General features: G+C 57.2%; 22 protein-coding genes and 2 tRNA genes. 13 read left to right on the top strand and 11 right to left on the bottom strand.

Features of this window, described 5'->3' with window-relative positions:
* Positions 1-157 precede the first annotated feature (157 nt).
* The 5 genes from Enr13x_RS17440 to tnpC all read left to right on the top strand — a co-directional run bounded on the left by Enr13x_RS17440 (position 158) and on the right by tnpC (position 6192).
* A complete protein-coding gene (locus Enr13x_RS17440) occupies positions 158-1237 on the top strand; it encodes a hypothetical protein (RefSeq protein WP_145388150.1) in 1080 nt (359 codons plus the stop codon).
* Positions 1238-1392: 155 nt separating this feature from the next.
* Positions 1393-2853 carry a hypothetical protein gene (locus Enr13x_RS17435; RefSeq protein ID WP_145384490.1) on the top strand — a complete coding sequence of 487 codons (1461 nt, stop codon included), beginning with the start codon at positions 1393-1395 and terminating at the stop codon, positions 2851-2853.
* A gap of 694 nt (positions 2854-3547) precedes the next feature.
* Positions 3548-3877 (top strand): IS66 family insertion sequence element accessory protein TnpA, encoded by a 330-nt coding sequence (tnpA, locus tag Enr13x_RS17430; RefSeq protein ID WP_145384496.1) that lies wholly within the window; start codon positions 3548-3550, stop codon positions 3875-3877.
* The gene (tnpB, locus tag Enr13x_RS38020; RefSeq protein WP_145389223.1) at positions 3874-4221 is read left to right on the top strand and encodes an IS66 family insertion sequence element accessory protein TnpB; all 348 of its coding nucleotides are present in this window, start codon (positions 3874-3876) and stop codon (positions 4219-4221) included. The genes tnpA and tnpB overlap by 4 nt, the downstream gene beginning before the upstream one ends.
* A gap of 132 nt (positions 4222-4353) precedes the next feature.
* Positions 4354-6192: an IS66 family transposase gene (gene tnpC / locus Enr13x_RS17420; RefSeq protein WP_145384494.1), complete on the top strand. Its 1839-nt coding sequence runs from the start codon at positions 4354-4356 to the stop codon at positions 6190-6192.
* Positions 6193-6466: 274 nt separating this feature from the next.
* On the opposite strand, the gene Enr13x_RS17415 is transcribed toward tnpC, so the two are convergent.
* The 3 genes from Enr13x_RS17415 to Enr13x_RS17405 form a co-directional block, all read right to left on the bottom strand.
* Positions 6467-6904 (bottom strand): hypothetical protein, encoded by a 438-nt coding sequence (locus tag Enr13x_RS17415; RefSeq protein ID WP_145388148.1) that lies wholly within the window; start codon positions 6902-6904, stop codon positions 6467-6469.
* A 37-nt stretch (positions 6905-6941) separates the two neighbouring features.
* Complete coding sequence (locus Enr13x_RS17410; RefSeq protein WP_145388146.1) at positions 6942-7442, bottom strand: hypothetical protein; 501 nt, start codon at positions 7440-7442, stop codon at positions 6942-6944.
* A gap of 96 nt (positions 7443-7538) precedes the next feature.
* The gene (locus Enr13x_RS17405) at positions 7539-8276 is read right to left on the bottom strand and encodes a hypothetical protein (protein ID WP_145388144.1); all 738 of its coding nucleotides are present in this window, start codon (positions 8274-8276) and stop codon (positions 7539-7541) included.
* Between the two features lie 208 nt (positions 8277-8484).
* On the opposite strand from Enr13x_RS17405, the gene Enr13x_RS17400 reads away from it, so the two are divergent.
* The 4 genes from Enr13x_RS17400 to Enr13x_RS39550 all read left to right on the top strand — a co-directional run bounded on the left by Enr13x_RS17400 (position 8485) and on the right by Enr13x_RS39550 (position 10311).
* On the top strand, positions 8485-8913 hold the full coding sequence (locus Enr13x_RS17400) for a hypothetical protein (protein ID WP_145388142.1): 429 nt from the start codon (positions 8485-8487) through the stop codon (positions 8911-8913).
* Positions 8913-9119, top strand: coding sequence for a helix-turn-helix domain-containing protein (locus Enr13x_RS17395; RefSeq protein WP_145388140.1), 207 nt, complete (start codon positions 8913-8915; stop codon positions 9117-9119). Before Enr13x_RS17400 ends, Enr13x_RS17395 begins: the two co-directional genes overlap by 1 nt.
* Positions 9100-9420, top strand: coding sequence for a helix-turn-helix domain-containing protein (locus Enr13x_RS17390; protein WP_231744352.1), 321 nt, complete (start codon positions 9100-9102; stop codon positions 9418-9420). The genes Enr13x_RS17395 and Enr13x_RS17390 overlap by 20 nt, the downstream gene beginning before the upstream one ends.
* Before the next feature lie 195 nt (positions 9421-9615).
* Positions 9616-10311, top strand: a complete 696-nt coding sequence (locus Enr13x_RS39550) for a DNA-methyltransferase (RefSeq protein ID WP_145388138.1) — start codon at positions 9616-9618, stop codon at positions 10309-10311.
* Positions 10312-10417: 106 nt separating this feature from the next.
* Here the strand turns inward: Enr13x_RS39550 and Enr13x_RS17380 are convergent, their stop codons facing one another.
* The 4 genes from Enr13x_RS17380 to Enr13x_RS17365 all read right to left on the bottom strand — a co-directional run bounded on the left by Enr13x_RS17380 (position 10418) and on the right by Enr13x_RS17365 (position 14506).
* Positions 10418-11650 carry a tyrosine-type recombinase/integrase gene (locus Enr13x_RS17380; RefSeq protein ID WP_197456094.1) on the bottom strand — a complete coding sequence of 411 codons (1233 nt, stop codon included), beginning with the start codon at positions 11648-11650 and terminating at the stop codon, positions 10418-10420.
* Between the two features lie 120 nt (positions 11651-11770).
* Positions 11771-11855: transfer RNA gene (locus tag Enr13x_RS17375), tRNA-Leu, on the bottom strand.
* 136 nt (positions 11856-11991) lie between these two features.
* Positions 11992-12924 (bottom strand): hypothetical protein, encoded by a 933-nt coding sequence (locus Enr13x_RS17370; protein WP_145388135.1) that lies wholly within the window; start codon positions 12922-12924, stop codon positions 11992-11994.
* A 511-nt stretch (positions 12925-13435) separates the two neighbouring features.
* On the bottom strand, positions 13436-14506 hold the full coding sequence (locus Enr13x_RS17365; RefSeq protein ID WP_145388133.1) for a potassium channel family protein: 1071 nt from the start codon (positions 14504-14506) through the stop codon (positions 13436-13438).
* 498 nt (positions 14507-15004) lie between these two features.
* On the opposite strand from Enr13x_RS17365, the gene Enr13x_RS17360 reads away from it, so the two are divergent.
* A complete protein-coding gene (locus tag Enr13x_RS17360) occupies positions 15005-15679 on the top strand; it encodes a CDP-alcohol phosphatidyltransferase family protein (protein WP_145388131.1) in 675 nt (224 codons plus the stop codon).
* Between the two features lie 72 nt (positions 15680-15751).
* Here the strand turns inward: Enr13x_RS17360 and Enr13x_RS17355 are convergent, their stop codons facing one another.
* Positions 15752-18088, bottom strand: coding sequence for an AMP-binding protein (locus tag Enr13x_RS17355; RefSeq protein WP_145388129.1), 2337 nt, complete (start codon positions 18086-18088; stop codon positions 15752-15754).
* Between the two features lie 669 nt (positions 18089-18757).
* Positions 18758-20248 carry a sulfatase family protein gene (locus tag Enr13x_RS17350; protein WP_145388127.1) on the bottom strand — a complete coding sequence of 497 codons (1491 nt, stop codon included), beginning with the start codon at positions 20246-20248 and terminating at the stop codon, positions 18758-18760.
* Positions 20249-20423: 175 nt separating this feature from the next.
* Here Enr13x_RS17350 and Enr13x_RS17345 point away from each other — a divergent pair, with 175 nt between their 5' ends.
* A complete protein-coding gene (locus Enr13x_RS17345; RefSeq protein WP_145388125.1) occupies positions 20424-22196 on the top strand; it encodes a TlpA family protein disulfide reductase in 1773 nt (590 codons plus the stop codon).
* A 135-nt stretch (positions 22197-22331) separates the two neighbouring features.
* Positions 22332-23372 (top strand): methyltransferase, encoded by a 1041-nt coding sequence (locus Enr13x_RS17340; protein ID WP_145388123.1) that lies wholly within the window; start codon positions 22332-22334, stop codon positions 23370-23372.
* A 79-nt stretch (positions 23373-23451) separates the two neighbouring features.
* Here the strand turns inward: Enr13x_RS17340 and Enr13x_RS17335 are convergent, their stop codons facing one another.
* Positions 23452-25059: a hypothetical protein gene (locus Enr13x_RS17335; RefSeq protein WP_145388121.1), complete on the bottom strand. Its 1608-nt coding sequence runs from the start codon at positions 25057-25059 to the stop codon at positions 23452-23454.
* A 399-nt stretch (positions 25060-25458) separates the two neighbouring features.
* Positions 25459-25545, bottom strand: a tRNA-Ser gene (locus tag Enr13x_RS17330).
* A gap of 324 nt (positions 25546-25869) precedes the next feature.
* On the opposite strand from Enr13x_RS17330, the gene Enr13x_RS17325 reads away from it, so the two are divergent.
* Positions 25870-26214, top strand: a complete 345-nt coding sequence (locus Enr13x_RS17325) for a hypothetical protein (protein WP_145388120.1) — start codon at positions 25870-25872, stop codon at positions 26212-26214.
* Positions 26215-26701 lie beyond the last annotated feature (487 nt).

The raw sequence follows: 26701 nt of genomic DNA, 5'->3' as shown, positions 1-26701 counted from the left end.
TTCGATTGCATACTCCCAAGCCCTGCCGTCGCCGGTTCCAGCCATGTTGGAATAGGTCCTACCACCCGACGATCTCGATCCAGTATTATGTTCGCGGTAAGAGCGTTAAAGACCCACATTCGATTAATTGCAATTTGGTAGGGAGCAGTTGGGCAGCATGAGTAGCAACATTCAGGAATCATCACCAGATTTCGGCGAAGATAAAGAACTAAGCGAATACGTTCGAGATCAATTCAACTGTTGTGTTTGGGAGACCCAAAACTCCGTTCTTTTGGGAATAAAGTCTGACGAAGCAGAATGGGCGGAACGTATGAGTTTCGAATCTGGTGACAAACTAAGGGACGCCAAGGCTTCTGAATCGCCGTTGTTTGAGGGATACCTTGCAAATTCGTTGGACCAGATAACCAATGCGCGTTCCATTTTTATGGATGACGCACGGCAATTGATCACCTTGACGCTTGTTCTATTCGTAGCAGCGGGCCTGCTTGCTTCATTCGGTGCAAGCGACTCCGTGTCTCCAACTGAGGCGGGTGTCATGTTTGCGGCTGCAATCGTGCTGGTGTTCTTCGTTTTCCCGATCTCACAGGTAGTGAGATCCAAGGCGATTGCCGCGTATCACCTGTACGTTGCAGCTTCAATCAATGCAACGGTCCTGCATCAAGCTCTTGGTCTAGGCGAAAGTCATGAATGGTTCCGCCATGTCCAGCGAAACATTGATGAGGTTAAGCTTAGCGATTTGGCGGACGTATGCCAAAAATGGGAAGATCGGGATAAAGATTACGTCAAGAAGAATTGGAAACGGTTGATCATTGTTCGATGGACAAAGACCTCTGGTCTTTTGAGTACGGAAATGCGGCGCAAGGAGAGATTAAGACAGTGGGGGAAATTTCTGTTTTCCTCCGACCCGAAGCCTTCTCATTTTAAGTCTGGTGGAAACCTTCTGGCCTCTTTCTTTAGGCTGGTCCAGGCGTCGCATTGGGCCGCTATCGTGGCCATGGGATTTGGATCGATTTTCTTCTTTCTTCATGTGCGGGGCGAAGCCCAAACTGAGTCGCCGAAAGTATCTATTACGGAACTTCGAGAATCCATCCGCGAAGCCCAGTCGCTGAAGCAGTCAGCCCGAAAAGCAAGGTTGCTGAAGAAGAAAAGCAGATTGGAATTAAAAGAGATCGCAAATGGGGGAACGGAGCCCGAAGTTGACAATCCTGCACAAGCCGAGGAGAACCAAAGCCAGTAGGCAAAGGCGGTTCGCAGCCGGTCGGCTTCCGTCCAGGTTGCTTGGGTGCGATCCGCGTAGTGCGCCCCTGATTCCTCCAGATTGGTATTTATAAAAAGAGGCTTCCTCCTGCAAAATGTTGGTTACCAAGCTAACACCGCAGGAAAGGAAGCCTCATGGACGTCAAAGTTAACGCTGGAAGCCTTGTTTCGGCAATCGCAGAAACTGAAATTTCCGTCGCCCTGGACAAAATCGTCGACGAGTTTCGAGAAAATGCCATCTCGCTGGTCGCATCGTTTGCCGCTGACCAATCAACGCCCGAGCAAACGCATAATGTCGAAAATCAGCTTCATCAGCAACTTCTTGAGGTCGGGCGACGCTTGATCGAGTGGCTCTTTTCGCAACTCGAACCTGCGATCGACGAGATGCCCGGCACGGTTTCGTTTCGCGAGCAGTCTCATCGACGGTTGCCCGACAAGGCGCTTCGGTCGGACATCGTGACACGGTTTGGCAAGGTCTCGCTGCTGCGGGCGCGGTATCGACGCGGACGAGCCGGTCGGGTGATCTTCCCGATAGAAATCTCACTGGGCATCGAAGACGGGTTCACTCCGGCGGCGGCTGACCGGGCCGGTAAACAATTCGCGGCCTGCGGGAGTTCTCAGGAAAGGACGCTGGCAATGATCACCGATCAAATGGGAACGAAGATCGGTACGGAGAAACTTCGCAAACTCGTCGGCACGCTCGCCGACGGCATGGAACCGCACCGCGAGGAAGCTCAAGTTGAAGAACTGATGAGAATGATTGGCCAGGCTCGCGGGCTGGAAAAAACGCCGGTTTTGTCGGTCAGCCGTGACGGCGTCGCCCTGGGCCTTGCACAGTGGAGCTCTTTCGAGATGGCCAGTGTCGCGTGCGTGAGTGTCTTGGCCGATGGCAAGAAACTCGGGACGGTGTATTTGGGCCGCGTTCCCGAGACAAATCAGGCCACTCTTTCGAATCAACTGACCAGTCTGCTCACGGCAACGATTCGTGGCTGTGGCAATTGTGTCCCGGAGATTGTGTACGTCAGCGACGCGGGCAAAGTCGAAACGGCTTACTGGAGGAACACGTTGCAGGCGTTCTTTGTCGATGGGCGGCGAATCAAGATCACTCGTGTGGTCGACTACTACCATGCCGCCGAGCGTCTAACAGTGATCGCCGACGCATTGAAGTTGGGCAAGGACAAGACAAAGCGAATTGAATGGCTTGAACATGCGAGATGGTTGCTTCTGCAGCCCGGTGGCCACGGACGTGTGCTTCGCAGCATCGCAAAGATGCGTGAACTCTATTGCTACAAGGCATCAGCAACCGATGAGGCGGAGAAAGCCGAGCGGTACCTTCGACGTTATTCTCGTTTCATGGACTACGCTACAATGAAATCGCGCGGTTATCCGATCGGCAGCGGCGTAGTGGAATCGGCCTGCAAGCAGATCGTCAGTGAACGAATGAAACTGTCTGGGATGCGTTGGAGCAAAGAGGGTGGTCAACGAACGATGACGCTTCGTTGCTTGTTGCTGAGCGGGATTTGGGACGCGGTCTATAAGAAGTGGCTTGCGGCGAAACCGGCTGTCAGAGACCTTATCATCACCGAAGACGCGTGATTGGCGGATCAAGCCGCGCACCACGCGGATCGCACCCGGTTGCTTGGATGGCGGCGCATCGAGCCGCGATTCCTTCGCATGTAGGTCGAGTATTGAGTCAGTCGTCATCGCCCATGAGTTGCAGTTCATCCATGCCAGAATGGTTGCCGACTGACAATTGTGATCGGACGCACTCTTGGGGGGAACTTGCATCGGGCAGAGCCGTGTTTCCGCGTAATCACCGCGAAGGTGAAGCTGGATTCTCTCGCAAAATAGAGCGATGCTCAGCGAGCTAAGTGGAAAAATGGAGGAAAGCTGTCGACAGCGGTTTTGAATCAGCCACTATGGCGGCGTTGCCGCGCGGCAACCGGGCAGTGCACAAAGGAACACTCTGCTGCGCAAGCCCAGATGACCATTGCAGTTACGGGTTCCAAAGCGTGAAGCGTATCAGCCTGACAGCGCAAGATGGCCGTCAGCCAGACCGCCAAAGTGGCTCAATCTAATTCCGGCGATGACAGGGCCCCGGCGCCAACCGGGGACGACTTTTGCGGCAACGCCGTTGAGTTAAAAAGCTCCTCGGAATTTCTGCGAAAAAAAAGAAGTCTCGCGACAGCGATCCCAATTGGCTGCAGCTCAGTTGTAAGCGCCCGAGGAAACCATTCTTGGCGCGTGGCGTAGGCTGGTGGGTTTTCACTCACGTAACCAGGAGGTTTCCATGGTTCGCTTGCCAGACCCCGCCGTTCGCCAACGTTGGTCGCGGCTGATCCAACTTCACGAACAGTCCGATCTTGCGGTCTCCGAATTTTGCGATTTGCACGGAGTCTCCACCGCATCGTTTTATCGATGGCGACAAAGGCTGCAGGGCGACGCCGATCAGAGCGACGCGTTTCTTGCCGTGCAGATCGAGCAGCCGCGTCCCCAAATCGGCGGCACCACTGTCCGCTTTCCCTGTGGCACGCAGATCGAGCTTGCTTCCTGCGATGCCAACAGCCTGATGATCATCGTCGACCGGTTGGCACCACAACCAAGCGAGTTGCAGCAATGATCGCGCTACCAACCACTGGCGGCATTTTTCTCTACGCCAAGCCGACCGACATGCGAAAGAGTTTCTCGGGCCTGGCTGGCATCGTGCGAAACGAGCTAGGCAAAACGCCAAATGACGGAAGCTTGTTCCTGTTTATCAATCGACGCCAGGACAAACTCAAAGCACTCTATTGGGACCGCGATGGAATGGCGGTGTGGTACAAAAGTCTGGAGCAAGGCACCTTTGAAAGAATCAGGCAAGATGGCGAGGCGAGCGTCAAGCTCGACGCAGCCGACTTGGCGATGCTGCTTGGTGGAATCTCAATCGAAAATGCCAAGAGACGTAAACGGCTCAAGGCAGCGTAAGCTGCCGCGGAAGCAGTGACGACGGACCACACTTGGGAGCAAGTTTTCTTCGGCGAAGAAAACTTGCTTTTTTTCTTGCCCAGACGGTGATTTGCTATTGCGCGATTTCGAGAAGCTTTTAGTCTTCTGTACATGGACAAGCTCAAGCAACTTCAACGCGAAATCGAAGCCCTGCGTGCGAAAAACAGCACGCTTGAGTCCGTCAATGAATCGCTTGCTGCCACCAATGCGTCACTCACCAACAAAGTCGATTCACTCGCTGTAAACAACCAATCGCTTGCTACCACCAACGAGTCTCTCGTCCAAGACGCCAAGTCACTCGCTGCGGCCAAAGAGGACCTTGAATCGAAGAACGAGGACTTACGAAAGCAACTCTCCAAAAAGCAAGACGAACTCGACGCTTTGATCCGTCGCATCTTTGGCCGCCAGAGCGAACGCTTTGAAGACGACGACCAGCTGAAGTTCGAATTCGCCAGTCAAGCAGAAATCGACGACGCTCGTGAAGGCATCAAGCAGGCGATCGAAGAAAATGATCGAGCCGGCAAACGCAACAAGCCGCCCAAGCGACGCAAGCGTGAAGAGCGTTTTCCCGACAGCCTGCCGCGCAAGGAAGTGATTGTCGACTTAAGCGACGAAGAAAAAGAAGGCTTGGTGCGGATCGGAGAAGACGTGGTCGAATCGGCACACTTCACCCGGGGTGCGGCCTATATCATTCGAAAGATCTTCCCCAAGTACGTTCACCCGGAGGATCCCCGCGCCGGTATTTTGCAGGCCCCACGCCCCGCGGCGCTGATTCAAGGCGATCGCTACGACACCTCATTCGCTGCCTCGGTCATTGCCAATCGACTTGGCTACCATCTGCCGATCTATCGTCAAGAGGACATGTTCGCCGAGTGCGGCCTTTACCTTTCACGCAGTACGCTACTAAACCTTCAAGAAGCTGCCGAACGCGTGCTCCGGCCGTTCGTGCAGTGGCTTGCTGACTTGGTTCGCACCGACAGCTGCATCGGAAGTGACGACACGTCGATCCGCTTACTGTTGCCGCAAGACATTCCCGAAGCACGCGAGGACGATCCGAAGGGTCGGCGTGCTGCGGAAGTTTTTGCAGCAGCCAAGTCGAAAGGGCTCAAAAGCATCACGGCAAAGATGTGGGCCTACCGAGGCGTTCATATTCCAATCAACGTGTTTGACTTTACGGTCAGTCGTCACCGTGATGGGCCGGACCAATTTTTAGTCGATAGCGAGTATACGGGAACTCTATTGGGAGACTGCTACGGAGCGAACACGGGGATTTACATACGATCAAACGGATTGATCGTTCATGCCGCTTGCGCGGCCCATGCGCGTCGGAAGGTGGAAGCTGCGCTAGACAATCACGCGGAGCATGCAAAGCATTTACTTGGATTGTTTCGATTGATTTATGATGTCGAAGACGAAGCTCGAGAGTTGTCGCCAGCAGAACGCTTGACACTTCGCCAAAAGCAATCGGCTCCCCTTTGGGGCCAGATGCGCGAGTACCTCCAGATGAAGATGATGGACGTGCTGAGTAGTGACAAGATCAGCGATGCGCGAAGTTACATCTTGAATCAATGGCAAGGACTGACGGCTCACCTTGAAGACGGGGAAATCCCGATCGACAACAACTCATGCGAGCAGCTGATGAAGCAAGTAGCACTGGGTCGCAAGAACTGGCTTTTTCTTGGCAGTCTTGCATCGGGTTATCGTACGGCGACATTGATGACGGTCGTCAGCAGCGCGATACGAAACGACCTGGATGTGGCGGCGTACTTGGAAGACGTACTCGACCAGCTTCTCGCAGGCAGTCGCGACTATGCCGCGCTGCGTCCTGACGCATGGGGGACAGCGCATCCGGAGTCGATCCGGGCCCACCGGCAAAAGGAGCGTGAAGCTGACAACATCCGTCGAGAGCGAGATCGGCTTCGCCGCCGCCTCGCCCGCCTGGATCAGTAGCTGGCACTGCAAGGCAGCATTCAGGACTGTCTTTCGATAAAAGAAAACTGACGTAGAACACACCTCGCGCGTCACGAGGGAGTCACGCGCCTGCTAAGCTCGCGTTGGGCCCTATGAGATCAAGACGCTTGTCCCGGCGGATCGCGGATCATCTACGGCCAGTGGATCCGAGAATCGGGCGATAGCTCTTTCCCTGAAACATGGCCACGGCGTCGCCCCGTTGGCCCACCTAACCCATGGTGCTCCTGGGCGCTTACGCTCAGTTGGCCCTAGCCTACTGCTCGGCATTGGGTGCCTTGCCCTTTGCTTGCTCGAACGCTTCCCAAAAGAGCTTTGCTACTTCGCTGACGTCAATGTCTTTTGATTGGTCTGGAAGAAGCGACTGATGGTTCTGGAAAAGCAAGCTGAAGATCGCCCACACTTCGCGCTGAAAGTCGCTCCTCATTGAGTTCTGAGTCTCCTCGAGCTTTAGCTGCTCGTTGTAGAGGTTTCTCATTCCTCGTTTGAGCTCATCAAGTGAATCAAGAACTTGGGACATCCCTTCTTCGAGCGGTGCGGGCTCGGGGGAGCCAGATTCCGGAACACCATCAAGTGATGCTTTGATCAACTGCTGTATCTTCTGGCTCTTGTTGGTTCCCTCGGCCCTGCATTGCGCAGAGAACTGTTTTTCAAGATCCGCTGTGATTCGCGAATGGACGAGTCGATTGCTCATGGTTCCGTGAAATGTCGAGTATGCGAGTCTCTAAGTATTACAGCTTTGGCTTCCGGATGCGGATGCCCTCGCTTTCTTGCTGGCGTTCGGCGAGAGTTTCCTTTTCCAGCTTCTGCTCCAGCTCTCTCATTCGTTTCTCAACAGGAAATCGATTGTTGAGAACCCAAGCCTTCGCGGCAGTGAGGTCGTCCTTGAACTCTTTTGGAAAATCTCGCTTCATCTCTCGGTGCTCTTCCAGTTGATCGACGTCAATCGTAACCTCGTTTCTTTCCGAGAAGAGCTCTCGGGCCTTTTCTGCGATTGCGACCTCTTTAAAATCGACATGGAGCGTCGTATCGCGAATTGGGGTATCCGCAAAATCTAGCTTTGCGTTTTCGCGCAGGTACGATTCGATCTTGTAGGAGATGGTTGCAGATCCATCGTCGTAGTCGACATGTGTGTTCTCAAGCAGTTTAAACTTCGCGTTGTCGCCGATTGCGAACTCGTGGATGACAGTTGGTTCATCCTCGAAAGCGAAGAGGTCTTTTTGAGGAGACAAGGTATCGCCTGGGTTGAAGATCGAGGGGCATCGTGTGGCGTCAAACGCCACTAGCTATTGAGTACGCCTGCGATTGTCGCGGCTCATGTATTGTAGCTATTTGCAACGTTTTTGTCCCCATTCCCGGATGAGTCCGCGAAAACGTTGTTCTAACTCCTGATGCTCGGACGCCGGAGCCTGTTTCAGCACGACCGCGAAAACAAGGTTTCTGATGCCCATGTGAAGCCTGCGCAGGTCAGATTCTACGCGACTTAGCTCTTTGCATTGCTCACGGATCGCACTCTCGTCTCGAAAGTTGTGGAGTAAATGCAACGCAAGCTCTTCAGCCGAGAAATTCATCTTCCTGGCCTCAATCGAAATAAGGCCAAAGGTGATTCCGTCGATTTCGATGGTTACCTCGTGAAACGCTGTGTCCTGGACCGGAACTAAAGCGTTTGGACGCGGAGCGCGTCCTCGTGGCTCAAGTGAAAAACATGGCAAGACTTCAGCACTGCTAGGAATGCGAGATTCGCAACCGGGAAGGTGCGTGTCGATCATTTCCATGATTTCGGCGTCGACGTCATTCGTAAGTGCAACGAGCAAGATTTGCATTAGTTCTGCAACAATCTCGTGACGCCACTGAACGTGACGGCGAACACGTTGAATTCCAAGTTTGACACTCTCAAGTGATCCATCATGAAGCTGCGACTCGATGATAAATGGCAGATGCTGGGGGAGTGACCTCGTTCCGCTCAGACGAGAAAGAACGATCGCCTGGTTCAGGTAGTCATAGATTCCCTGGTCAAGTTCAAGTGTCAACCTTTTTTTCTGTGCATGGATATCAAGTGGTTCCATCCGCGTAGTTTCTCACAAAGCGCCTTGGGAACCAAACTCTTTTGGCAGTTGCGCCGCTGTATACGAAGTAGACACCGTATACCGACGTAGACATTGAAAAGAGCCTTCTCTTTAGGAACTTGGAGGCTTCAATTGCAATAGACCAGGTAGCTGATACCTGTTTGAATTTCGAAGACAGGCTAAGTCGAGAAGCGCGAGGAGTTGAACGATGCCGCAAACCGAAGTTGTCGAAGGTTCATTGATTGAGGTTGTCAAAAGTCTCAAGCAAGAAAAGCAAAGACTTAGCTCAGAGCTCGAAGCGGTGCAAGCGACAGCACGCGAAAAGGAAAATGGACTGAAACGGGTCAACGCTGCCTTGGCTGCTTTGGAAGGAACGCCGACGGGAAAAGGAAAGAAGCGAAGAAGCAATGGAAAGCCAAGTGCCACCAAGGAACAAGTCAAGAGCATCGTGAACGACCTCGTGGCGGGTGGCATGACAATTGAAGCCGAACAAGAGTTGCGCCAAGCGGTCGAAAAGCAGCTCGTCGAACAGGGCTATTCCCTCAGTGGAGTAGCATTGCGGTTTCGTGGCGTCTTGCAGGCATTTCAAACTCGACAAAGAACAGATTCGACTTCCAGTAGCACGGAGTCAATCTGATGAACAGCAACGAACAGGACCGCAAGTCTGATCTATATACGGTGAAGCAGGCCGCGAGCTATCTGCAAGTCTCGGTAGCGACTGTTTATACGCTAGTCAGTTCAGGAAAACTCGGCTGTCATCGCGTCGGAAGCGGTCGCGGGGCGTGTGATTGCATGAACAACGACACCATTTCGGGAGTGAAGCATGTTGGATCAGAGTCCTGAAATGTCAGCTACGGTTGCTCTTGAGTTGCTGCGGCGGATGGCGAGTATTGAAAAACAATTGAACGCTGTGCTCGAACGCGTCAACGTCGCTCCACCGCAAGAGTACTACTCGACTGCTGACCTCGCCGAGTTACTAGGCAAGACCGAGTACACCGTACGGGAGTGGGCGCGAGCAGGTCGTATCCACGCTGAGAAGCGAGCGACCGGACGAGGTCGCAGCCGAGAGTGGATGATTGCGCACAACGAGCTGATGCGGATCAAAAGCGAGGGTCTGCTGCCCCTTGGTGGTCGAAATGTCTGAAACAAAAACCAACGATCGTCCTGCACCCTACTACTTCGTCTGTTTTCGATGCGACGCAAAGTGCTTTGCGAGGACAAAAAGCGTTTCCTGCCCACGATGCGGAAAGCCGCTCGTCTCTGAAGTGAAAGCTCGGCCGCTCTGGTGGTCGCGCCGCGTAGGTGCACATCAAGATCCTTCCAGCCACTTTTCGACCTGATGGAACCGTACTACAGCGAAGCAGGAATTTCGATCTATCACGGGGATTGTAGGGACGTCATTCCATCGTTATCTCGATGTCAGGTCAAGTTGGTTCTGACCGACCCACCATTCTCTGAACGAACCCACGCTGGAGCGCGAACGAACCGTTTGAACGAACGTTCGAGACCGTTTATCGGCTTTGCTTCGATGACGGAGGGCGAAATTGCTGAAGTATTCTCCCTATGTGCGACGAATCTTCAGGGATGGTTGATCTCATTCGTTGATTGGAGACACATGTCGTACTTGGAGACATGTCCACCGATTGGACTTCGTTTCGTTCGGTTTGGAATTTGGGACAAGCCCAACGGTACTCCGCAAATCAGCGGCGACCGTCCTGCAATGGGATGGGAGGCTATCGCAATTCTTCACACCGAAAACGGCAGGATGCGGTGGAACGGGGGTGGACGCCGAGCCGTTTGGAGTTGTTACCGCGAACATCGCGCTGTACATCGGACGCAGAAGCCGCTCAGCTTGGTAAAGCAGCTTGCCGCCATGTTTTCCAAGCCAGGTGACTTGATTCTCGACCCGTTCATGGGAAGTGGAACGTCGCTTCGAGCCGCGAAAGAAGTCGGATGTCACGCGATCGGCATCGAGATCAGTGAACGGAATTGCGAAATTGCAGCAAACCGGCTGCGGCAAGGTGTGCTGTTTTAACAGATAGGTTCACAAGACTAAGATTTCGATTTCCGAACAACTGGGCAGCGAATTATCAGTCTAACTACGGCTGCCAGTCAGCTAGTCTGGAGCCGCTCTAAACCTGTTATTCGAAAAGCGTGTCCATCGCTTGCTTCTGGCTGGACGGGAACAGGTGTCTGTATCGTCGCCGCATTGATTCCGTGGTATGCCCCACCCACTCGTCAATCATGCGTTGGTCGATGCCTTTGCTCGCACAATTGCTGATGAAGCTGTGCCGCAGACAGTGCCAGCCTTTGATGACTTTCCACTTGCCGTGCTTCAAAGTATTTTCAAAGTGATGGGACGCTTGGCTGGCAGTCAAAGGCTGGTCATCGACACGCTCTTTCCGCGTTGACCCCGGAATCGGTTCCGGATGGGAAAATGTGAATGGGCTTCCCGGATGATTCGCAATCCAAGATTCAAGGATTTTCGCCAAAGGCTTTGAGATTGGCACCCGTCGCGTGCTTATTCGTCCCTTGACTCGCTTCTTTTCGCGAATCGTCGCCACGTTTCCCTTCAAGTCGATGTCCGACAATTCGGAGCGGAGCAACTCCGAGCGACGTGCCCCCGTGTAGGCAGCGAATGCAAACATCGGGTAGAGGAATGGGTGGGCCGCATTCGTTTCGACAAACGACAGGAGTTCCTTGATTTGGCCGAGATCCAGGTACAGTGCGTCCCACAGTTCGTCGGAAGCACCGGAGGCAATCTGCCGCTCGATTTCGTCCCAGGTTTGGAAAACCGGAAGCTCGTTTGATTTTGGATAACGGAGATCATTCTTGGGCAAGTGACCGTGGAGCTTTCCAGCACTTACCGCCCATTTCCAGACCGAGTTCAGCGTGACGATTTCTTTCTTGATTGTCGCTCCTCCAACTGTGCCGCCTTGACGCGTTTTCGTTTTCGAGCGTTTGGTGACGTACGCCTGAAGGTCTGACGAGGAGAGACCTTGTGCGACTTGGCGTTTCCCGAGAACACGTTCCAGGTGCCGCTGGTGGATCTTAATCATCTTGACAGTCCCGGCCTCGAGGTTGCCATCGGGCATAGCGTGCCAAAAGGCGGCGAAGAGCTGAGGGATGGTCAGCGACGAGGTTGGCACCGGCTTGTGGTTCAGCTTGCCGTCGGAGAGCAGGAACGTGACAACGTCCGAGCCTTCGGGGATGGTCAACCGACCCGATTCGACAAGTTTGATGTTTTCTTCGACACGCAGCTTCTTTGCGAGCGCGACGTCTTCATCGGTCGTCTTTAGCGACCGGACAAACCGCTTGCCACCGAAGCGCAGGATGAGGTTGTAGCGACCATTGCGGACTTCAAGACCGGCCATTGAATTGACTCCCATGCAAAAGACATGCAACCGCAACGCTGGTCGCGTTTTGGTCGCGTTTCTGGGAGCCCATAAAAAAAGGGCTCAGCGTATTATTCGCTGAAACCCTTTAAAATCCAGTGCGGATGAGAGGATTTGAACCTCCACCCCCTTATCGAGGACTAGAACCTGAATCTAGCGCGTCTGCCAGTTCCGCCACATCCGCTTGGTTCTCTGTGAAGAGTGGTCTCGGTCAGCCGAGGTTCACTTTTCCAGGGGCCGGTAGATTATCCAGTGACGCCGGACTGTGCAAGCCGTGTGTGGGCTTCGCGTTGAGGTTTTCGCGACAGTCGGTCCTCGGTTTAAGGGAAGATGTAACGGATCCAATTACGCAGCCCCTGGCCGGGGACGTAGGCGACCGGTTGCCCCCACAATCCTTGGCCGACTTGGACCATGTAGTTTTGTTGGCCCAACGTGATCAGCGAACGGGCGGGGGCGGCCGAGGTGGGGTAGCCCAGCGGCTGGGCGGCCGCGGGGGGAAACACCGACGTGGGCGGTATCGTCGCCGTCGATGGGATCTCCGCCGGTAGCGTGCCGGGGGCACCGGCCAGGGGCGCTTGGGTGATCGGGCCGCAGACCGACGACGAGTAGGACGTCGGGATGACTTGCCCGCAGCCGCCGGCAAAGGCGCTGGCCGCCATGTAGGTGCTCGGTGGCGTGATCAGGCGACAGTTGTCGGTCCTGGCAAACGCGTTGGTTTCCAAGGAGGGTTGCGGGATTTGGTCCAGGTCCGACGGCGAGGGCGCGTAGGAGTTGCTCGGGGACGGCAAGGCGCGCGGCGGAGCAGCGGCCTCGGGAAACGGAGTCGAGTTCGGGATCGCGGTGCTCGCCCCCGGTTGTGGCAATCCCGCGTTGGGAGCCTCGCCCGGTAATGACATCCCCGAGTCCGCCAGCGGCGGTGCATCGAACCCGGATTGCATCCAGACCGTTTGCCGGACGGGAGACGGGTTGACCGCCGCCTGCCGGACCGACGCCGGGGCACTCGGTACCGCCTGTTGCTGCTGCCAATAGGCGGTCTCATTGCGGACGGCCGTGGGCCGGGACGCGGCCGCTCGCATCGAAACGTTGGTCGCTGCCGAGGCCGTTTGCTGATTCTGAAAACGGTCCACGGCGCTGGCCGATCCGATCGGCCGCAAGCGGGTCATGGCGGACCCGGATTGGGCGAGGCTGACGCCGTGATCGAAGAAAACGAAGCAAGTGGCTGCGAAAACGATTTTGAGGAGGGGGCGCGACATGGGACCATCGATGAATAGGGGCACTGAAACCCGGAAGACTGAACGGTTGGTAGTTTCTAGCAGGCAAACAGTGCAAGATCGGTGCCGACCCAGGACGACAGGGCCGACCGCGTGAAACACCGCGGCGCGATGAAATCGCATGATCGACCAGAGGCCTGGATTTGCGCGGTCGCGGCATGAGACCGAGGCCCTGATGCCGGTCGTGAAACTCGCGAGGCCGCCTTGTCGTGTGTTGAACGTTTTACAACGAATTGTAAAAACGGTGTGGAGGGTCACCGATGGGGCGGAGAGAGGTTGCCAAGCTGGGGTTTCTGGCATGACAGGCCGGAAGCCTATCCCAGTGATCGACCGCTGGTTGAATAGGGCGATTTCCGGTTGATCAATCCTGATATTCAGGAAGAGTCAGTGAGGTGCGTTTGCAGCTCGCGCTGCGGGGATCGCAAGCTGGAAGCTTACGCCACTTTATTAGACCGCCAAGGGGAATCGCAAGCTGGAAGCTTACGCCACTTTTTCAGATGGCCAGGGGGACCATCGGCATGGCAAGGTTGGTTGAAGGGCAGATGACGTCGTCGCTGACCGGCGACCAGTCTTCTTTGTGCGAGAGCATGACGAGCTTGTCCTTGCCGCGGATTTCGTCGCACATTTTCGGGTTCTTGATGACTTCGCCGCCGGCGCGTTTGACGGCAACCACGACCGTCGCCCCGTCGCCACTGGTTTCCAGGTCGTGGATGGTTGCCCCGACGAAGATCGATTCCTCGTGGATGTCGATTTCGATCATCCGCAAGCCGAACACCTCAAGGTCTTGGTTGACCCGACTGAAGGCGTGCTTGTTTTCCACGATCGACTCGACCGTCGGGCAGGCGATTTGGTGAGCGATGCGGGTCGCTCCTATCATCGTCGGCGACACCACGCCGTTGGCCCCGCTGCGAATCAGTTTTCGTTCGGTCGACGGGCATTCGCAGCGGGCGATGATCTGGATGTTCTCGCGCAGCTCTCGCGCCGTCAGCGTCACGAACACGTTGTTGGCATCGTCCGGCAAGACGGTCGCCAGCACTGAGGCGCGTTCGATTCCGGCTTGTTGAAGGATCTCCTCTTGAGACGCGTCGCCGGCGATCACCAAGGTCCCCTTTCGTTCGGCTGCGGCCAGCCGTTCGGTATCGCGATCGATCACGACAAATTTCACACCCAGATGGGCGAGTTCATGGATCAGGTTGCGGCCGACCCGGCCATAGCCGCAAACGATCGCGTGCCCTGACAACGACTTGATTTCTTGGCACATGCGTCTGGCTCCCAGGGCTCGTTGGATTTCTCCTTCGGCGATCATTTGGACGAATCCGCCGAGGACATAAATGGCGGAGCTGCACCCCGAAATGATGACCGCCAACGTAAACAATTTCAGCCGAGGGTCCTCGACCGGATTCACCTCTCCGTAGCCCACCCCAAAGATTGTGATGACCACCATGTAAAGCGAATCGATGTACGACCATCCCGCCAGGACGTACCCGATGATCGCGATCAAACAGGTGGCGACCAGCACGGTCAGACCAACTCTCATTTTGTGAACGGAGGTCGATCCGTTCATCGCATTGTGTGACTCGTCATCGATCCGCGATGCTCCGGTTTGCGTCTAAATTGCCTACCCGACTTTTGGTGCCAGATAGACCCCGAGCAAGTCTGGTGGGGGAAGAACCTCAGGTGGGACGCTGTGGAGGGGGCGTCCAGGTTAAGGAAGACGCGAAATGCGACAACGGTCAACGATCTGGTTGATTGAGTGTGATGTGGTCAGCAGGTCGCGGTACGACGTCCTTGCTCGGTCGTCGGGGCGAGCCCTCCTGGCGACGGCCCGGAAGGGCCGTCGTACGTGGGGACGGTTGTGCGACGTGCTTTCTCGGTCGTCGGGGCGAGCCCTGCTGGCGACGGCCCGGAAGGGCCGTCGTACGTGCGAAAAGTGGTCCCGTGGGGGCCAGTGCGACGTCTCGGTCGCGAAACAGGGCGCAGTCTTCGGGCCGATCGGGGCTCTTTTGCCTTGGCCCGCCGAAGTCGGCGGCGTATTTTGACTCTCCAAGCGAAGGCCCAGAAGATGTCGGCACGCGTTTCCCATAGCCTGATCGACCCAATCATTTCACCGAAGTTGCAATCGCTGTACCCTCACCTGGGAATCCCCAGCGGGTTTCCGCCGGAGGGAATCGTCTTGATGGGGCACGTGTCGGCGATCCTCGGCGCCGTCGGGCTCGCGTTTTCAACGACCTACTGGTGGGCCGGCATCATTGGTGCGGCGGGAATCGTCGGCAACCATCTGGCCGACTGTGTCGACGGCACGCACGCTCGGCGGACCGGCCAGTGTCGCAACGGCGGTGAGTTGTTGGATCATTTCACCGATCCGCTTTCCTTTGCCTACTATTTGATCGGAATCGGCGTCGCCTGCGGACGATTGGATTTGGCGATCGTGGCGGTCGTGTGTCTGTTCGCGATCGCCGTGCTGACCAACATCAAGGCAAAGTTGGTGGGCGAGTTTACGCTGTCCCGATTCGGGCCGACCGAGTTCAAGACGCTGTTGAGTTTGATCGGGATCGCCACGGCGGCGTTATTTTGGATTCCGCAATCCATCGTCACCCCTGGACAGTTTCTGCTGTTCACCTACGCCGCGTTGATCGTTGCCGGGCTTGTTCAGTTGCCGATTCAGCTGGTCCGATCAGTCAAGGAGGTGAATCAACGAGGTGCCGCGCCGGATACGACCGAGTGGCAGTTGAAGTGAGGCATCGGCGCCAGCCCAATGCCATTCAGCGGCGTGTCTTCGTGTTAGCGGTATTGGGCGCGAGCCCTCCGGTCAATCACTCGATTTCCCAGTCGCCAGTTGCAGCGCCAGGTCTTTGGCGCCCTTGAGGTCCAGTTTTCCGGTGCCGAGCAAGGGGATTTGTTCGACTTCGTAAAACGCATCCCGCGACGGGATGAACAGATTGGGCAGTCCGGCGGTTTTGAGGTCGGCCAAAATCTGGTCCGTGTCTTTGTTCAAGCGACGGTGCAGCACGATCAGGCGTTCGCCCTTCTTGCTGTCGGGGACGGCGGTGACACAGAGCGTCACTGCGTTTTCATCGTCAGCTCCATTGTCGTTTGCGGCTCCGTTGACACACGATTCGCTCGACGGTGACTTGGCGATCGACTTGGCGATCTCCTCTTCGACTTTCAGGTGCGGGACCATTTCGCCGCCGATTTTGGAGAACCGGCTGAGTCGCCCGGTGATGTGGATGAAGCCTTGGTCGTCGATGTTGGCGATATCACCGGTGTTGTACCAGCCCGACTGAATCGCTTTTTCGGTCAGCTCCTTTTGGCCGGCGTATCCGGTCATCACGTTGGGACCGGCGATCATCAGCATGCCGTCGGTGCCCGCGGGTTGTTCGTCGCCGGAGTCCTGGGAGATCACTTTCGCGCAGACACCCGGCAGGGGGCGGCCGACGGAACCTTCGATGCGATCAAGCTGGTAGGCGGCCGGAGAACGACTCGGCGGGATGTTGACCGAAACCAGGGGGCTCAGTTCCGTCGTCCCGTAGCCTTCGACCGGACGCAGGCCGAAGGTCTGTTCGAAGGAATCGAACAGGTCGGCCGGCATCTTTTCGGCGCCGACGATGCAGGTGTCCAGGGTCTTGAATTGTTCCGGTTTGATCCGGCGGATGTAGCTCCGCAAAAACGTCGGCGTGGCGAGCAAGACCGTCGCACCGTACTTTTCGGCCAGTTTGCCGATCTGCCGCGAGTCGAGCGGGTTGAAATGGTAAACGCCGCACGGTCCCAGGACCTGGGTCGCCCACAGCGTGACGCTGTACCCGAACGAGTGGAAGAACGGCAGGATGCCCAGCACGACATCTTCGTCATTGAGGCGAATGGCTTTCTTGATCGCGTCAACGTTGTGGCTGATATTGGCCTGGCTGAGCATCACGCCCTTGGGCATGCCGGTCGAACCGCTGGTAAAGATCACGGTCATCAGGTCATCGCTTTTGACACGGTGCAGACCCAGCATCCGCCGCAGCAACGCGGCCGGAATCAAGTTGGCCTGGACAAACGCGATCGCTTTGTCTGCCGCGGTGACTTTTTGCTTGAGCGATTCGGCCGTTACAATCTCCGAATCGATCTCGATATTGATTTTGCTGAGGAATCGTTCGCTGGTCAGGACATGCTGAATACCGATTTCTTCAATGCAATGATTGATGACGGGGCTGGAAACGGTGTAATTCAGGTTTGCCGAGACACGGCGGTCCAAGGCCAGGGCGACGTTGACGATCACCGCGCCGGCGCTGGGCGGCAGGAAGACACCGACGTTTGATTCGTGTTTGGCAAGAACCTCGCGGCGCAGGACACGTCGCAATGCGAAGGCCCGCGTCAGCGCTTCGCGGCCGCCCAGTTCGGTCCCCATCGAATCGGCGATTTGAAGCCGCTTTCCACGATGTCGCCAGGCCCGGATCACTTCGCCGGCCAGGATCGGGAACTCATGCCGATGGTCGGTTTGTGCCTTGGCGTTCAGCTGATGGACTTGCGAACGGACCAGTTCAATCGGCGTGTCGTTGGGGAGCGGTTTGCCGATATAAAGCGTCAATCGACGGCGAAACTTGTCGGGCCACTTGAAGAAAAATTTTCCGCCGCTGTAGCTGAAGATGCTGCCCCACATGCCGTCCAGGTAAACGGGAACCACGGGCGCGTCGTGCCCCTGCAGAATCTTGCCCATGCCCGGTTTAAACGCTTGCAACTGCCCGGTCCGGGTGATCGTGCCTTCGGGGAACAGCCCCACCACGTCGCCGTCCTTGAGAGCCTCGCGTGCCGCCTTGAGCGCCCGCATGATCGATTTCGGATTGGCGACCATCAAGATCGTGTCAAAGGCGGCGGCAATCCACTTGGCAAATGCCGAACCGAAATTGGAGCCGTCGACGACAAATCGGACGTTGCGGGGCATCATCCACAAGATCACGATGCCATCGATCCACGACACGTGATTGCTGACGATCAGATAGCCGCCCGACGCCGGCAGGTTTTCCAGACCGATCACACGTTTGCGATAAAACAGCGCCAACATCGGCCGGAAGATCGCGCGAACGAACAAACGGGGCAGGAAAACTGCCAGCGCGGAGAGCAATAACAGGGAAACGATGATGATTCCCAAGACGTACCAACCACCCATGCGTTGCGTTCCCTGTCTGTTGGTTCTTGTCCGTTGGATCTTTTCTGTGAATCCGAAAGCTCGTCGCTGCGACTACACTCGATCCGCATCAACCCAAGAGGATAGGCGATGGAGCTAGTTGCAGGCAACCGCAGCCCCATGGAGGGAGTCCGCTCTTGGCTGGAAACCAACTTGAACGATCGGAGGGCTGGCGCCCTGCCGTTAACCAACAACACCCGTTTCCGTCGGCTCGCCCAATCCACCTTGCCGTTGGCGAATTCGGCGACGCCAAGGTCGTAGGTCAGCGTCTATCGGTAGATGTCATGCGAGAGAGCCATGGACCGTCTGGTAATCGGCTTCCCTGGATCGATCGAACAGACGATCTCCGGTACCACAGCAATGGATCACACCCACGGATGGCAGCGCGTACCCACGGATCCCAGGCTGCTTTTCATCCGTGGGTTCGCTCTGCCATCCGTGGGTTCATTTAAATCGGGCACTCGGGGCTGTCTTCAGGCTGACGCTTCCAGCGTCGCACTGCAACCCGCCGGTTTGACTCCGCGATCCAATCAGACGGATGACCGGCGCATGACGTTTACCGCTAGACGGTCCACTACGCCGAGGTCCCTTGGCATGCACAGCATGCCCTACGCGAGTTTCGATACTCCAAAAATTGGAGTCGCCGGCCTGCTAACGAATCGCCTTGTCCGGCAGCGCGGTTCCGATGCCGGCATCCAACGGCATGGTGTCGTTGCTCGGGTCGAGCCCGACGGCCTTCATCGCCCGCAACAGCCGCTGCTCCATCTCGGCGATCGTGGATTGGTGTGCCGGATCGTTGACCAGATTGGTTGATTCCGCCGGGTCGTTCTGCATGTCGTACAACTCGGCCATGTGACGATCGGGGGAACCGTCGCCATGTGGATAGCGAATGTACTTGAATCGATCGCCACGCACCGAGCGAACGTTGGGCGTGTAGGGGAATTGTTTTTCGTAGTTGTAGTGATACAGCCATTCGGTCCGCCAGCCACTGTCGTCTCCGGAGACCAGCGGCTTGATCGAACTGCCGTGAATGTCGGTCATCGCGGTGGCACCGGCGGCGTCCAGGATCGTCGGTGCGACATCGGTCGTCAGGACCTGTTGTTTGATCCGCACCGGCCCGGACGCTTTGGTCCAGCGGGGATAGCGGATGATCATCGGGACACGGGCGCTGGCCTCGTGGGCGGTCCGTTTATCGACCATGCCGTGTTCGCCTTCGAGCAAGCCGTTGTCGCCCATGAAGATGAACAGGGTGTTGTCGAATTGCCCGGCCGCTTTCAGATGATCGACCAACCGGCCCACGCTGTCGTCGACCGACAGGATGGTTCCCCAGTAGGCCCTGACCATGCGGGCGAAATCGACGACGCCGCTGGCTTTGTCGTTGGGGAACTCTTTGCGCCAATCGAAGATCGGCCCGTAGATGCCGTGCCATGTCGAGAGTCGCTGGGTGATCCATTTGGGTTTGTCATCCAGCTTGAAGGACGAGTGGGGGTAGTTGACTTCGACATCGTCAAAGACATGTTCGTACTTCGGTTCGGGGAAATAGAAACTGTGCGGTGCCTTTTGTCCGATCATCAAAAGGAACGGTTTGGAAGCGTTGTCGGCGCGATGTTTGTCGATCCATTCGATCGACATGTCGGTCACCACGGTGGTGTAGTAGCCCGGCACGACGCGGCTGCCCGTTCCGTTGATATTGAACTCCGTATCGAAGTAGCTGCCCTGGCCCTTGTGGGTCACGAAATAGTTGAATCCCGGGCGGGGCTCGTCGTTCTTTTCACCCATGTGCCACTTGCCGATGTAGGCGGTCTGGTAGCCGGCCTCCTGCAGTCGTCGGGGAAAACTATCCAGCTCGGCAGGGTAGTCGGTGAAGTTGTTGGTGACCCCGTGGGCGTGGGCGTAAAGTCCGCTCAGGATGGTGGCGCGACTGGGAGAGCACAAACTGGTCGTGCAGAACATGTTCTCGAAATAAATGCCCTCGGCGGCCAGGCGATCGATGTTCGGCGTTTTCAGGTGGGGGTGGCCGGCGCAGGAGAGCGCGTTCCAGCGAATGTCATCGCACAGCACGACGACGACATTGGGGCGTTCTTGCGCCAGGGAAGAGAGCGTCAGCAAGCACAACAGGCTGCAAGCGAGGAATTGTCGCATGGCGATGAAACTGGGGCGAGATGGGGGATCAAGGTTGAATGTGGGAGGGGTGCAGTTTAGCAGCTACTCCTCCAGGTTTGGAGATCGCAGCCATGATTCCGGCGCAGTGGAAAGTCGGCCAATGCGATATAGTTGGGCGACCAGAGTCCTGTCCCGCCTTTCCATGAACCTCTCCATGCGTATTCGTCTGCTTTCGGGCAAATCAGCCAACGCTCTTTTTGTCGTCTTGCTTTCCGCTGTCTTCGTGATGCCCGGGTGCTCTCGAAGCGATTCCGAGCCCTCTCCAGATGCTCCCGATGCGCAAGCCGCCGCGGCGGGCGAGGGCGATGACGCTTTGATCCGCAGCGCCGCCGAGATGGCGGCCAGTGGCGAGGAGCCCGAGGTCGGATCCGATTCGTTCTCCCAGCAAACCACCCCGATGCCGGCGACGATCGGAGATCGCGACGACCTGGCCGGCCGGCGGACGGCGCCCGGCGGGTCAACCGCCCCCAGTCCGCCCGACTCGCCCGCCAACTCGCCGCCCGGGTTCGAATTAGCCGAATCGACCACGATCCCTGCTGGGATTCCCGAGATGATCGGCACCGCCGAAGCGGGCACCGCCCAACGTGAGCTTCGCGACGACCTGACCCCCGACGCATTGATGACGTATCTGGAAGAGTCCGACCGCGACATGGAGATGCTCGCCCGCGGACGGAACCAGTTGCAAGACCCGAATCAAGCCAATCAGCTGATGCAACAGTTGGTGAAAAGCAAGCTGCAAGCCTCCGTCCGACTGCAGGACCACGCCGATGCCACCGCCGAGCAACGCACCGCGGGCTTGCGGGGGCGGCTCCAGGCCCTCTCGCATCTTTCCGCGATGGGGGACTTGGGGTCCGCCAAGGCACTCGAAGCACTGGCGCGAGAAAACCTGTCGTCGCCGGAAGCCACGATCGCGGGCGATAGCCGGATCGTGCTGATTGGATTCGCGATCGACGGGCTGAGGGCAGGCCGCGAGTCGGCGGCCCAAGAAATCGTCTCGCTGATCCAGGGGATGAAGGCCAGTCGCACGCCCGACATTCCGGCGGTCTTGATGATGGCCGAAGCCAGACAGGTGCTGGCCAATTACGGCTTGATCGACGAATCGGCCCAGGTTCGCGAAAAGATCTTGGCGCTGTACGGCAACTCGCCCGACAAGATGATCGCGCAAGTCGCCGCCGATGCCGCCGGAACCGCCAAGTATGATTCCGCCAGACGTCTGCTCGGCGAAATCTTGGAGAACGAGAACGTGGCCCTGGCGCGATGGACCGAGACGGTGACGGACTTGGTTCGAGAAGCTCCCGAGATGAACACGGTGGAGTTCTTGGGGACCTCGGCGTTGCAGCTCGAAGCGGCCCGGCGCGACGCGTTTGTCGAAGAAACGTTTCGCATCTTGGCCGACGGGTTTTCCGAAACCGACTCCGCCACGGCCAATGAAATCGCAACCGCGCGGATGGCGATGGAAGCTCGCCGTGACGTGATCGGGACCTCGTTCGACGCGTTGGCCAACCTGCCAACGATCGACGGCAACGGAATCTCATCGGCCAGCGTCAAGGGCAAGGTCGTGTTGATGCCGTTTTGGGCCGTGACGATTCCGCCATCGCTGCAAATCATCCCGATGCTCAACGAAATCCGATCGCGTCATCCCGATCAAATCGCCATCGTGGGCATGAACCTCGATTCGGAACAGGCGCCGTTGGGCGAGTTCGTCGCACAGAACGATCTGGGGTTCCCCAGCTTTCGAAGCATTTCCTCGGCAAGCGGCGACCAGGGGAATCCGATCGCCACCAAGTTCGGCTTGGTGTCGTTGCCCTTCGTCGCGATCTTCAATCAAGACGGCAAGGTGGCGGCCTTGGATTTCACCGGGATGCAGCTCGATGCGACGGTTGAGCGACTCGTCCAATCCACGGACCAAGCACCCGAGGCGGAATGAGGGAATGATCTGAAGTGGCAGAATCATGCGGGGCAGAATCATGTGCTGACCGCTCAGATCACGGAGCCCGAATCGGACGGCTACCCCATCATTCTGCCCACTATGATTCTGCCCTCTATCACAAAGACATTCGAAATGTTAAACGACCTTCGACAAAACCCCACGACCGATCCCGCCTTGCTGTTGCGGTATCGGGATCGCCAGTACGCGGCGGAGATGCTGGCCGTCGCCATCGGCAAGCTGAACCTGTTCACGTGGATCGACGCGCGGGGATCGGTCGCGACCGAATCGATCCAACAGCATTTCTCGCTCGCCCGGCGGCCCCTGGATGTGCTGCTGACCCTTTGTCGCGCCGGCGGGTGGATTCGCACCGAATCCGACCGACACGAATTAACCGCCTTGGGGCGTGAACATCTGGTCGATCATTCGCCGTGGTTCTTGGGGCCGTACTACGCGCCGATCGTGGATTCACCGATCGCCCAGGGGTGTCTGCAAGTGCTGCAACACGACCGCCCGGCCAATTGGCAGGCCAGCGAAGACGGCAACGACTGGCACGCCTCGATGATGGACGAAGCGTTTGCCAAGGGGTTCACGGACTTGATGAATTGTCGCGGCACAGCGATGGGACAAGTGCTGGCGGACAAAACCGGATCGTTTCTCGCCGATTGCAAGCACATCTTGGATGTCGGCGGCGGATCGGGCATCTACTCCTCGACCCTGGTTGCCAAGCACGACCACTTGCGGGCGACCGTGCTGGAACAGGCACCCGTCGATCGATTGACGCGCGACGAAATCGTCCGACACGGGTTGCAAGATCGAATCGATGTCGTCCAGGGCAACATGTTTACCGATCCCTGGCCGGCCGTCGCGGATTGCATCTTGCTGTCTAACGTGCTGCACGATTGGGATGTTCCGGAGATCCGAACGCTGATCCAGAAAACCGCCGCCGCGTTGCCTTCGGGAGGCCGCGTGATCATCCATGAAGCGTTTCTGGACGATGACAAATCCGGTCCGCTGCCCGTCGCGGAGTACTCGGTGTTGTTGGTCAACATCACGCGCGGCAAGTGTTATTGCCCTGCCGAATACGGCGAGATCCTTGCCGATTCCGGATTCGATGTCGGACCCTATCAAGACACCATCGCCGACCGCGGCTTCATCACCGCGATCAAACGCTGAGCAACGAACGGAAACGAAGTGGGACAGGCTTCCAGCCTGTCGTTTTCGCCGTGACAGGCTGGAAGCCTATCCCACTCGGTCAGACCGTCGTGGAGACAAAATCGGGTACGGGCGCCGGCGGATAGTGAAACCGGCCGTAGCGTTTAGGGCCGACGTTGACGATTTGGCCATCGATCGTTCCCTGGATCTCGGCCAGCACACGTCGCGCCAACCGGACGATATCCTCGGTCTCGCTTTCGTCGAACTCCACGACCACCGTGTCACGCTGCTCCGCTTCCTGAACGACCACCTCCAAGTGTTCGGCCAGCATTTCGGTCGGGTCGCTCGATGAGGAACGCTGGAACAGACATTTCGCCGAAGGTCGGTTTTGTTTGACACCCGAATTGGCCGAGACCGTGATGATGGGAAGCCCCGTCCCGAGCACGCTGATCAATCCGCATTCGACGATGTCCGCGTCGTTGTTGTATTCCAGGTCCGTCACGACCATGTTCTGGCAACCGAGTTGAATCGCTGCCGCCGCGATCCCGGCTTCACGCTGCCATTGCAGCGGATCGGCGCGATTGAAGCCGGCTTCGGCCAACGCTTCGGCTTTCTGTTTCAGCTCGCCACTCAGCGGTAAGGTCCCCGAGGGAACCAGCGGGGGATCTTCGTACTCGATTTCTTCGATCACCGGTTCCATCGAACAGGCTTGATTCCACGACATCCGAACGGGCTTCTTTTTGGGCTGCACTTCGACGCTCGCGCTGAGCGCTCGGGTGGTGATTTGCAGCGGCACCGAAAGGATGCCAGCCAGTCCGATGAACAGCGTCGCGAAGCCGAACGCATGAAAGATCGGGTTTCCGTCGGTCGAGCCGAAATGGCCCATCGCAACCAACAGATAAACACCGTAGCCCATCAGGAATGCACCGAGCGCGATGTACGTGATGCGCGTCGTCCAACTGCCGCGGCCGTAACGCATCGGGTAACCGATCAAGCTTAACAGAGATGGCAGCGGTGCGTACCAACAACACCAGATGCCCGGTCCGCCGCTGCCGCACAGAATCAATCCCAATGCCAGCGCAAAACCGGATGTCAGAAACAGGTTTCGGGCCAACCCCAGGTCCGGTGTCCCCTCGATCGGCACGATGGTGTAGACGACCCCAACGTCCTCGGCCGGCACCTTGATTTCGTTTCCGCTGCAGAACGCGATGAAATCGGCGATCATCTGGTTGACGCCGTAGGTGCTGACCATCCCGGTCACCGCTCCGGTCTCCTCGACGTGGCGAAACGCCTCCGCCAAATAGTGCTCGCCCTCGGCAATGAACACGCGTGGTTCGACATCCATTTCGTTGGCACCGAGCGGGATGACTTTTGCCGGTCCCAGGCCCAGCGTGTCGACATCGCCGGCCCGGAAGGGATCATCCATCATCGCGTCCAGGTCGTCTTCGTCCAGCATGGCGTCCCATTCGATGTAGGGATCGATCACCGCGACGTCGACCAGGCGGATGTGCGGGTTATCCCCGTAGCCTTCGGTCACCAGAGTGTGCCAGTCCATTTCGACCGGCTCGGCCTGCATCACCGATGCCTTGTGAAATTCATGAACCGCCCCGGTCATCCCGCCGACCAAGCCGCCGATGGCGATCATGGCACCGAAGATGATACGAAGCGGACGAGGCGGCGTGGAGGAATTGTACGGGTTGTAGCTCATCGGAAGCGTTCACCGGCAGCGGAACCATGCGGAAAAGGTCGATCGAGTGGCGGGGGCACAGGGAGCCTAGCTCGAAAAACACTCCGGAGGGGCAGGTCCGACGCGAATCAATCGCGGTTCATCCCCGGAAGGGTGACACGGGGAAACGGTCAATGCCGCTGAGTACTGAGTACTGACCGCGGAGTCACGCACTGCGGTTGTCAGACTGGTGCTTCGTCAACTTTTAGTCTTAGGGTACCGCGGAAAAGGGGTCAGGTACCAAAAATGCGAAGCACCCTGCGGGCCATTTGGTTTTTGGTACCTGACCCCTTTTCCGCTCGACAAACGCAGGCTCGAAAATTGAAAGCTGACAAAGCACTAGAGACCGACCGTTTGCGTCGTCGATCGCCGCAAGAGAAGCGGATGGGGTGGGATTCGAACCCACGGTAGAGTTTCCCCTACGCTAGTTTTCAAGACTAGAGCCTTCGACCACTCGGCCACCCATCCGGCTTTCGTTTTGGCTTCGGCCACATTCACGGCCGAAAGCACTCGCCACCCACCCGTCGAAGGGCATCGATGGCGATCGCGAGCAGTCTACATCGTCACGCGGCGGTCGTGAAGTCCAGCCAAGAATTCCAAAATCCAGCCTCCATTCCCCACATTCCGCATCAATCGTTCTGCCCCAAGTTGTTCTGCCATGCATTCCCTGCTCAGTCTGCCCGCCTCTTCGCGGGGGTTCGCAGTCTGCCAACTGGGTTGCGGGTGGAGGCAGATTTCACGATCATAAGAACAGAAATTGCCTCCAACCGGTCTTAAAGAAAGCAGCGAAAGATGAAATACCTACCGATTGCAATGACGCTCGTTCTGCTTTGCTCTTGCACGCCGCAATCCGGTGTCGACTACGATGCGACATACCAACAGCAACTTGACGATTACGATCGGCAAACCGAGCAGACGCAGAAGCAGTTGGAGCAATCCCAAAAGCAACTCGATCAAACGCGAGCGCAGCAAGACGAGACGGCGCGTCAACTGCAGCAGTCGAAAGAAAACGCGGATCGCTACAGCGCTCTTCTGGACCGCTGGGAGAAACAAGCCGACCGGCACGACAAGGTCCTCGAGACGCTCGAACGCATCCTGGCACGCGAGAATGCCGGCGAAGCGAGTGTTGGTGAATAGACGGTCTCGCTGTTTCACGAGTTGTCTTGTTGGTATCAAGTCCGCTGGCTTCCGCCGCCACACAACGGGTCACTTACTCGCGATTCGGATTCACCGTCTACGGCGTGACACCGATTCCGGTACTGGGCATTACCGTCAAATCTCTTGACATTAACGGAATCTATGTATGCCCTCCTTACTCTCTGCTGTGAAGTGATTTGCTCTCTCTCGCATGGCGGACGTGCAGTTTAGGACGTCACCCTCCTGGCAGGAGGGGCGAGCGAAGCGAGGGGAGGTCGAACCGTGAATCGCCAGTCCAACATCAAATTCGGAGTTGTATCCCGAACAATTCAAGCAACCCTCTCCGGCCGCTGAAACGGCCGACTCTCCCAGGGGATATCGATTCTATAAGTGACGGGTTTGATCGTAGTGGGAGGCGCCAAGACGTTTACAGCGTGGGCCCTCTCTGGCGTTTGCTTGCTGCGCAAACGCCGTCTCTCCCAGAGGG

Origin of the sequence: Stieleria neptunia, from assembly GCF_007754155.1 — a bacterium.
Taxonomy (GTDB): domain Bacteria; phylum Planctomycetota; class Planctomycetia; order Pirellulales; family Pirellulaceae; genus Stieleria; species Stieleria neptunia.
The sequence above is the reverse complement of the archived record's forward strand: the minus strand, read 5'-3'. Positions and strand labels throughout refer to the sequence as shown.

Bases quoted from the DNA above. Each gene is read 5' to 3' on its own strand.
- Enr13x_RS17365 (WP_145388133.1), bottom strand. From the start codon at position 14,506: ATGAACGGATCGACCTCCGTTCACAAAATGAGAGTTGGTCTGACCGTG.
- Enr13x_RS17415 (WP_145388148.1), bottom strand. From the start codon at position 6,904: ATGAGCAATCGACTCGTCCATTCGCGAATCACAGCGGATCTTGAAAAA.
- Enr13x_RS17345 (WP_145388125.1), top strand. From the start codon at position 20,424: ATGCGTATTCGTCTGCTTTCGGGCAAATCAGCCAACGCTCTTTTTGTC.
- Enr13x_RS17440 (WP_145388150.1), top strand. From the start codon at position 158: ATGAGTAGCAACATTCAGGAATCATCACCAGATTTCGGCGAAGATAAA.
- Enr13x_RS17395 (WP_145388140.1), top strand. From the start codon at position 8,913: ATGAACAGCAACGAACAGGACCGCAAGTCTGATCTATATACGGTGAAG.
- Enr13x_RS17390 (WP_231744352.1), top strand. From the start codon at position 9,100: ATGTTGGATCAGAGTCCTGAAATGTCAGCTACGGTTGCTCTTGAGTTG.
- tnpB (WP_145389223.1), top strand. From the start codon at position 3,874: ATGATCGCGCTACCAACCACTGGCGGCATTTTTCTCTACGCCAAGCCG.
- Enr13x_RS17435 (WP_145384490.1), top strand. From the start codon at position 1,393: ATGGACGTCAAAGTTAACGCTGGAAGCCTTGTTTCGGCAATCGCAGAA.
- tnpC (WP_145384494.1), top strand. From the start codon at position 4,354: ATGGACAAGCTCAAGCAACTTCAACGCGAAATCGAAGCCCTGCGTGCG.
- Enr13x_RS17370 (WP_145388135.1), bottom strand. From the start codon at position 12,924: ATGTCGCGCCCCCTCCTCAAAATCGTTTTCGCAGCCACTTGCTTCGTT.
- tnpA (WP_145384496.1), top strand. From the start codon at position 3,548: ATGGTTCGCTTGCCAGACCCCGCCGTTCGCCAACGTTGGTCGCGGCTG.
- Enr13x_RS17325 (WP_145388120.1), top strand. From the start codon at position 25,870: ATGAAATACCTACCGATTGCAATGACGCTCGTTCTGCTTTGCTCTTGC.
- Enr13x_RS17350 (WP_145388127.1), bottom strand. From the start codon at position 20,248: ATGCGACAATTCCTCGCTTGCAGCCTGTTGTGCTTGCTGACGCTCTCT.
- Enr13x_RS17400 (WP_145388142.1), top strand. From the start codon at position 8,485: ATGCCGCAAACCGAAGTTGTCGAAGGTTCATTGATTGAGGTTGTCAAA.
- Enr13x_RS17360 (WP_145388131.1), top strand. From the start codon at position 15,005: ATGTCGGCACGCGTTTCCCATAGCCTGATCGACCCAATCATTTCACCG.
- Enr13x_RS17405 (WP_145388144.1), bottom strand. From the start codon at position 8,276: ATGGAACCACTTGATATCCATGCACAGAAAAAAAGGTTGACACTTGAA.
- Enr13x_RS17335 (WP_145388121.1), bottom strand. From the start codon at position 25,059: ATGAGCTACAACCCGTACAATTCCTCCACGCCGCCTCGTCCGCTTCGT.
- Enr13x_RS17355 (WP_145388129.1), bottom strand. From the start codon at position 18,088: ATGGGTGGTTGGTACGTCTTGGGAATCATCATCGTTTCCCTGTTATTG.
- Enr13x_RS17380 (WP_197456094.1), bottom strand. From the start codon at position 11,650: ATGGCCGGTCTTGAAGTCCGCAATGGTCGCTACAACCTCATCCTGCGC.
- Enr13x_RS39550 (WP_145388138.1), top strand. From the start codon at position 9,616: ATGGAACCGTACTACAGCGAAGCAGGAATTTCGATCTATCACGGGGAT.
- Enr13x_RS17340 (WP_145388123.1), top strand. From the start codon at position 22,332: ATGTTAAACGACCTTCGACAAAACCCCACGACCGATCCCGCCTTGCTG.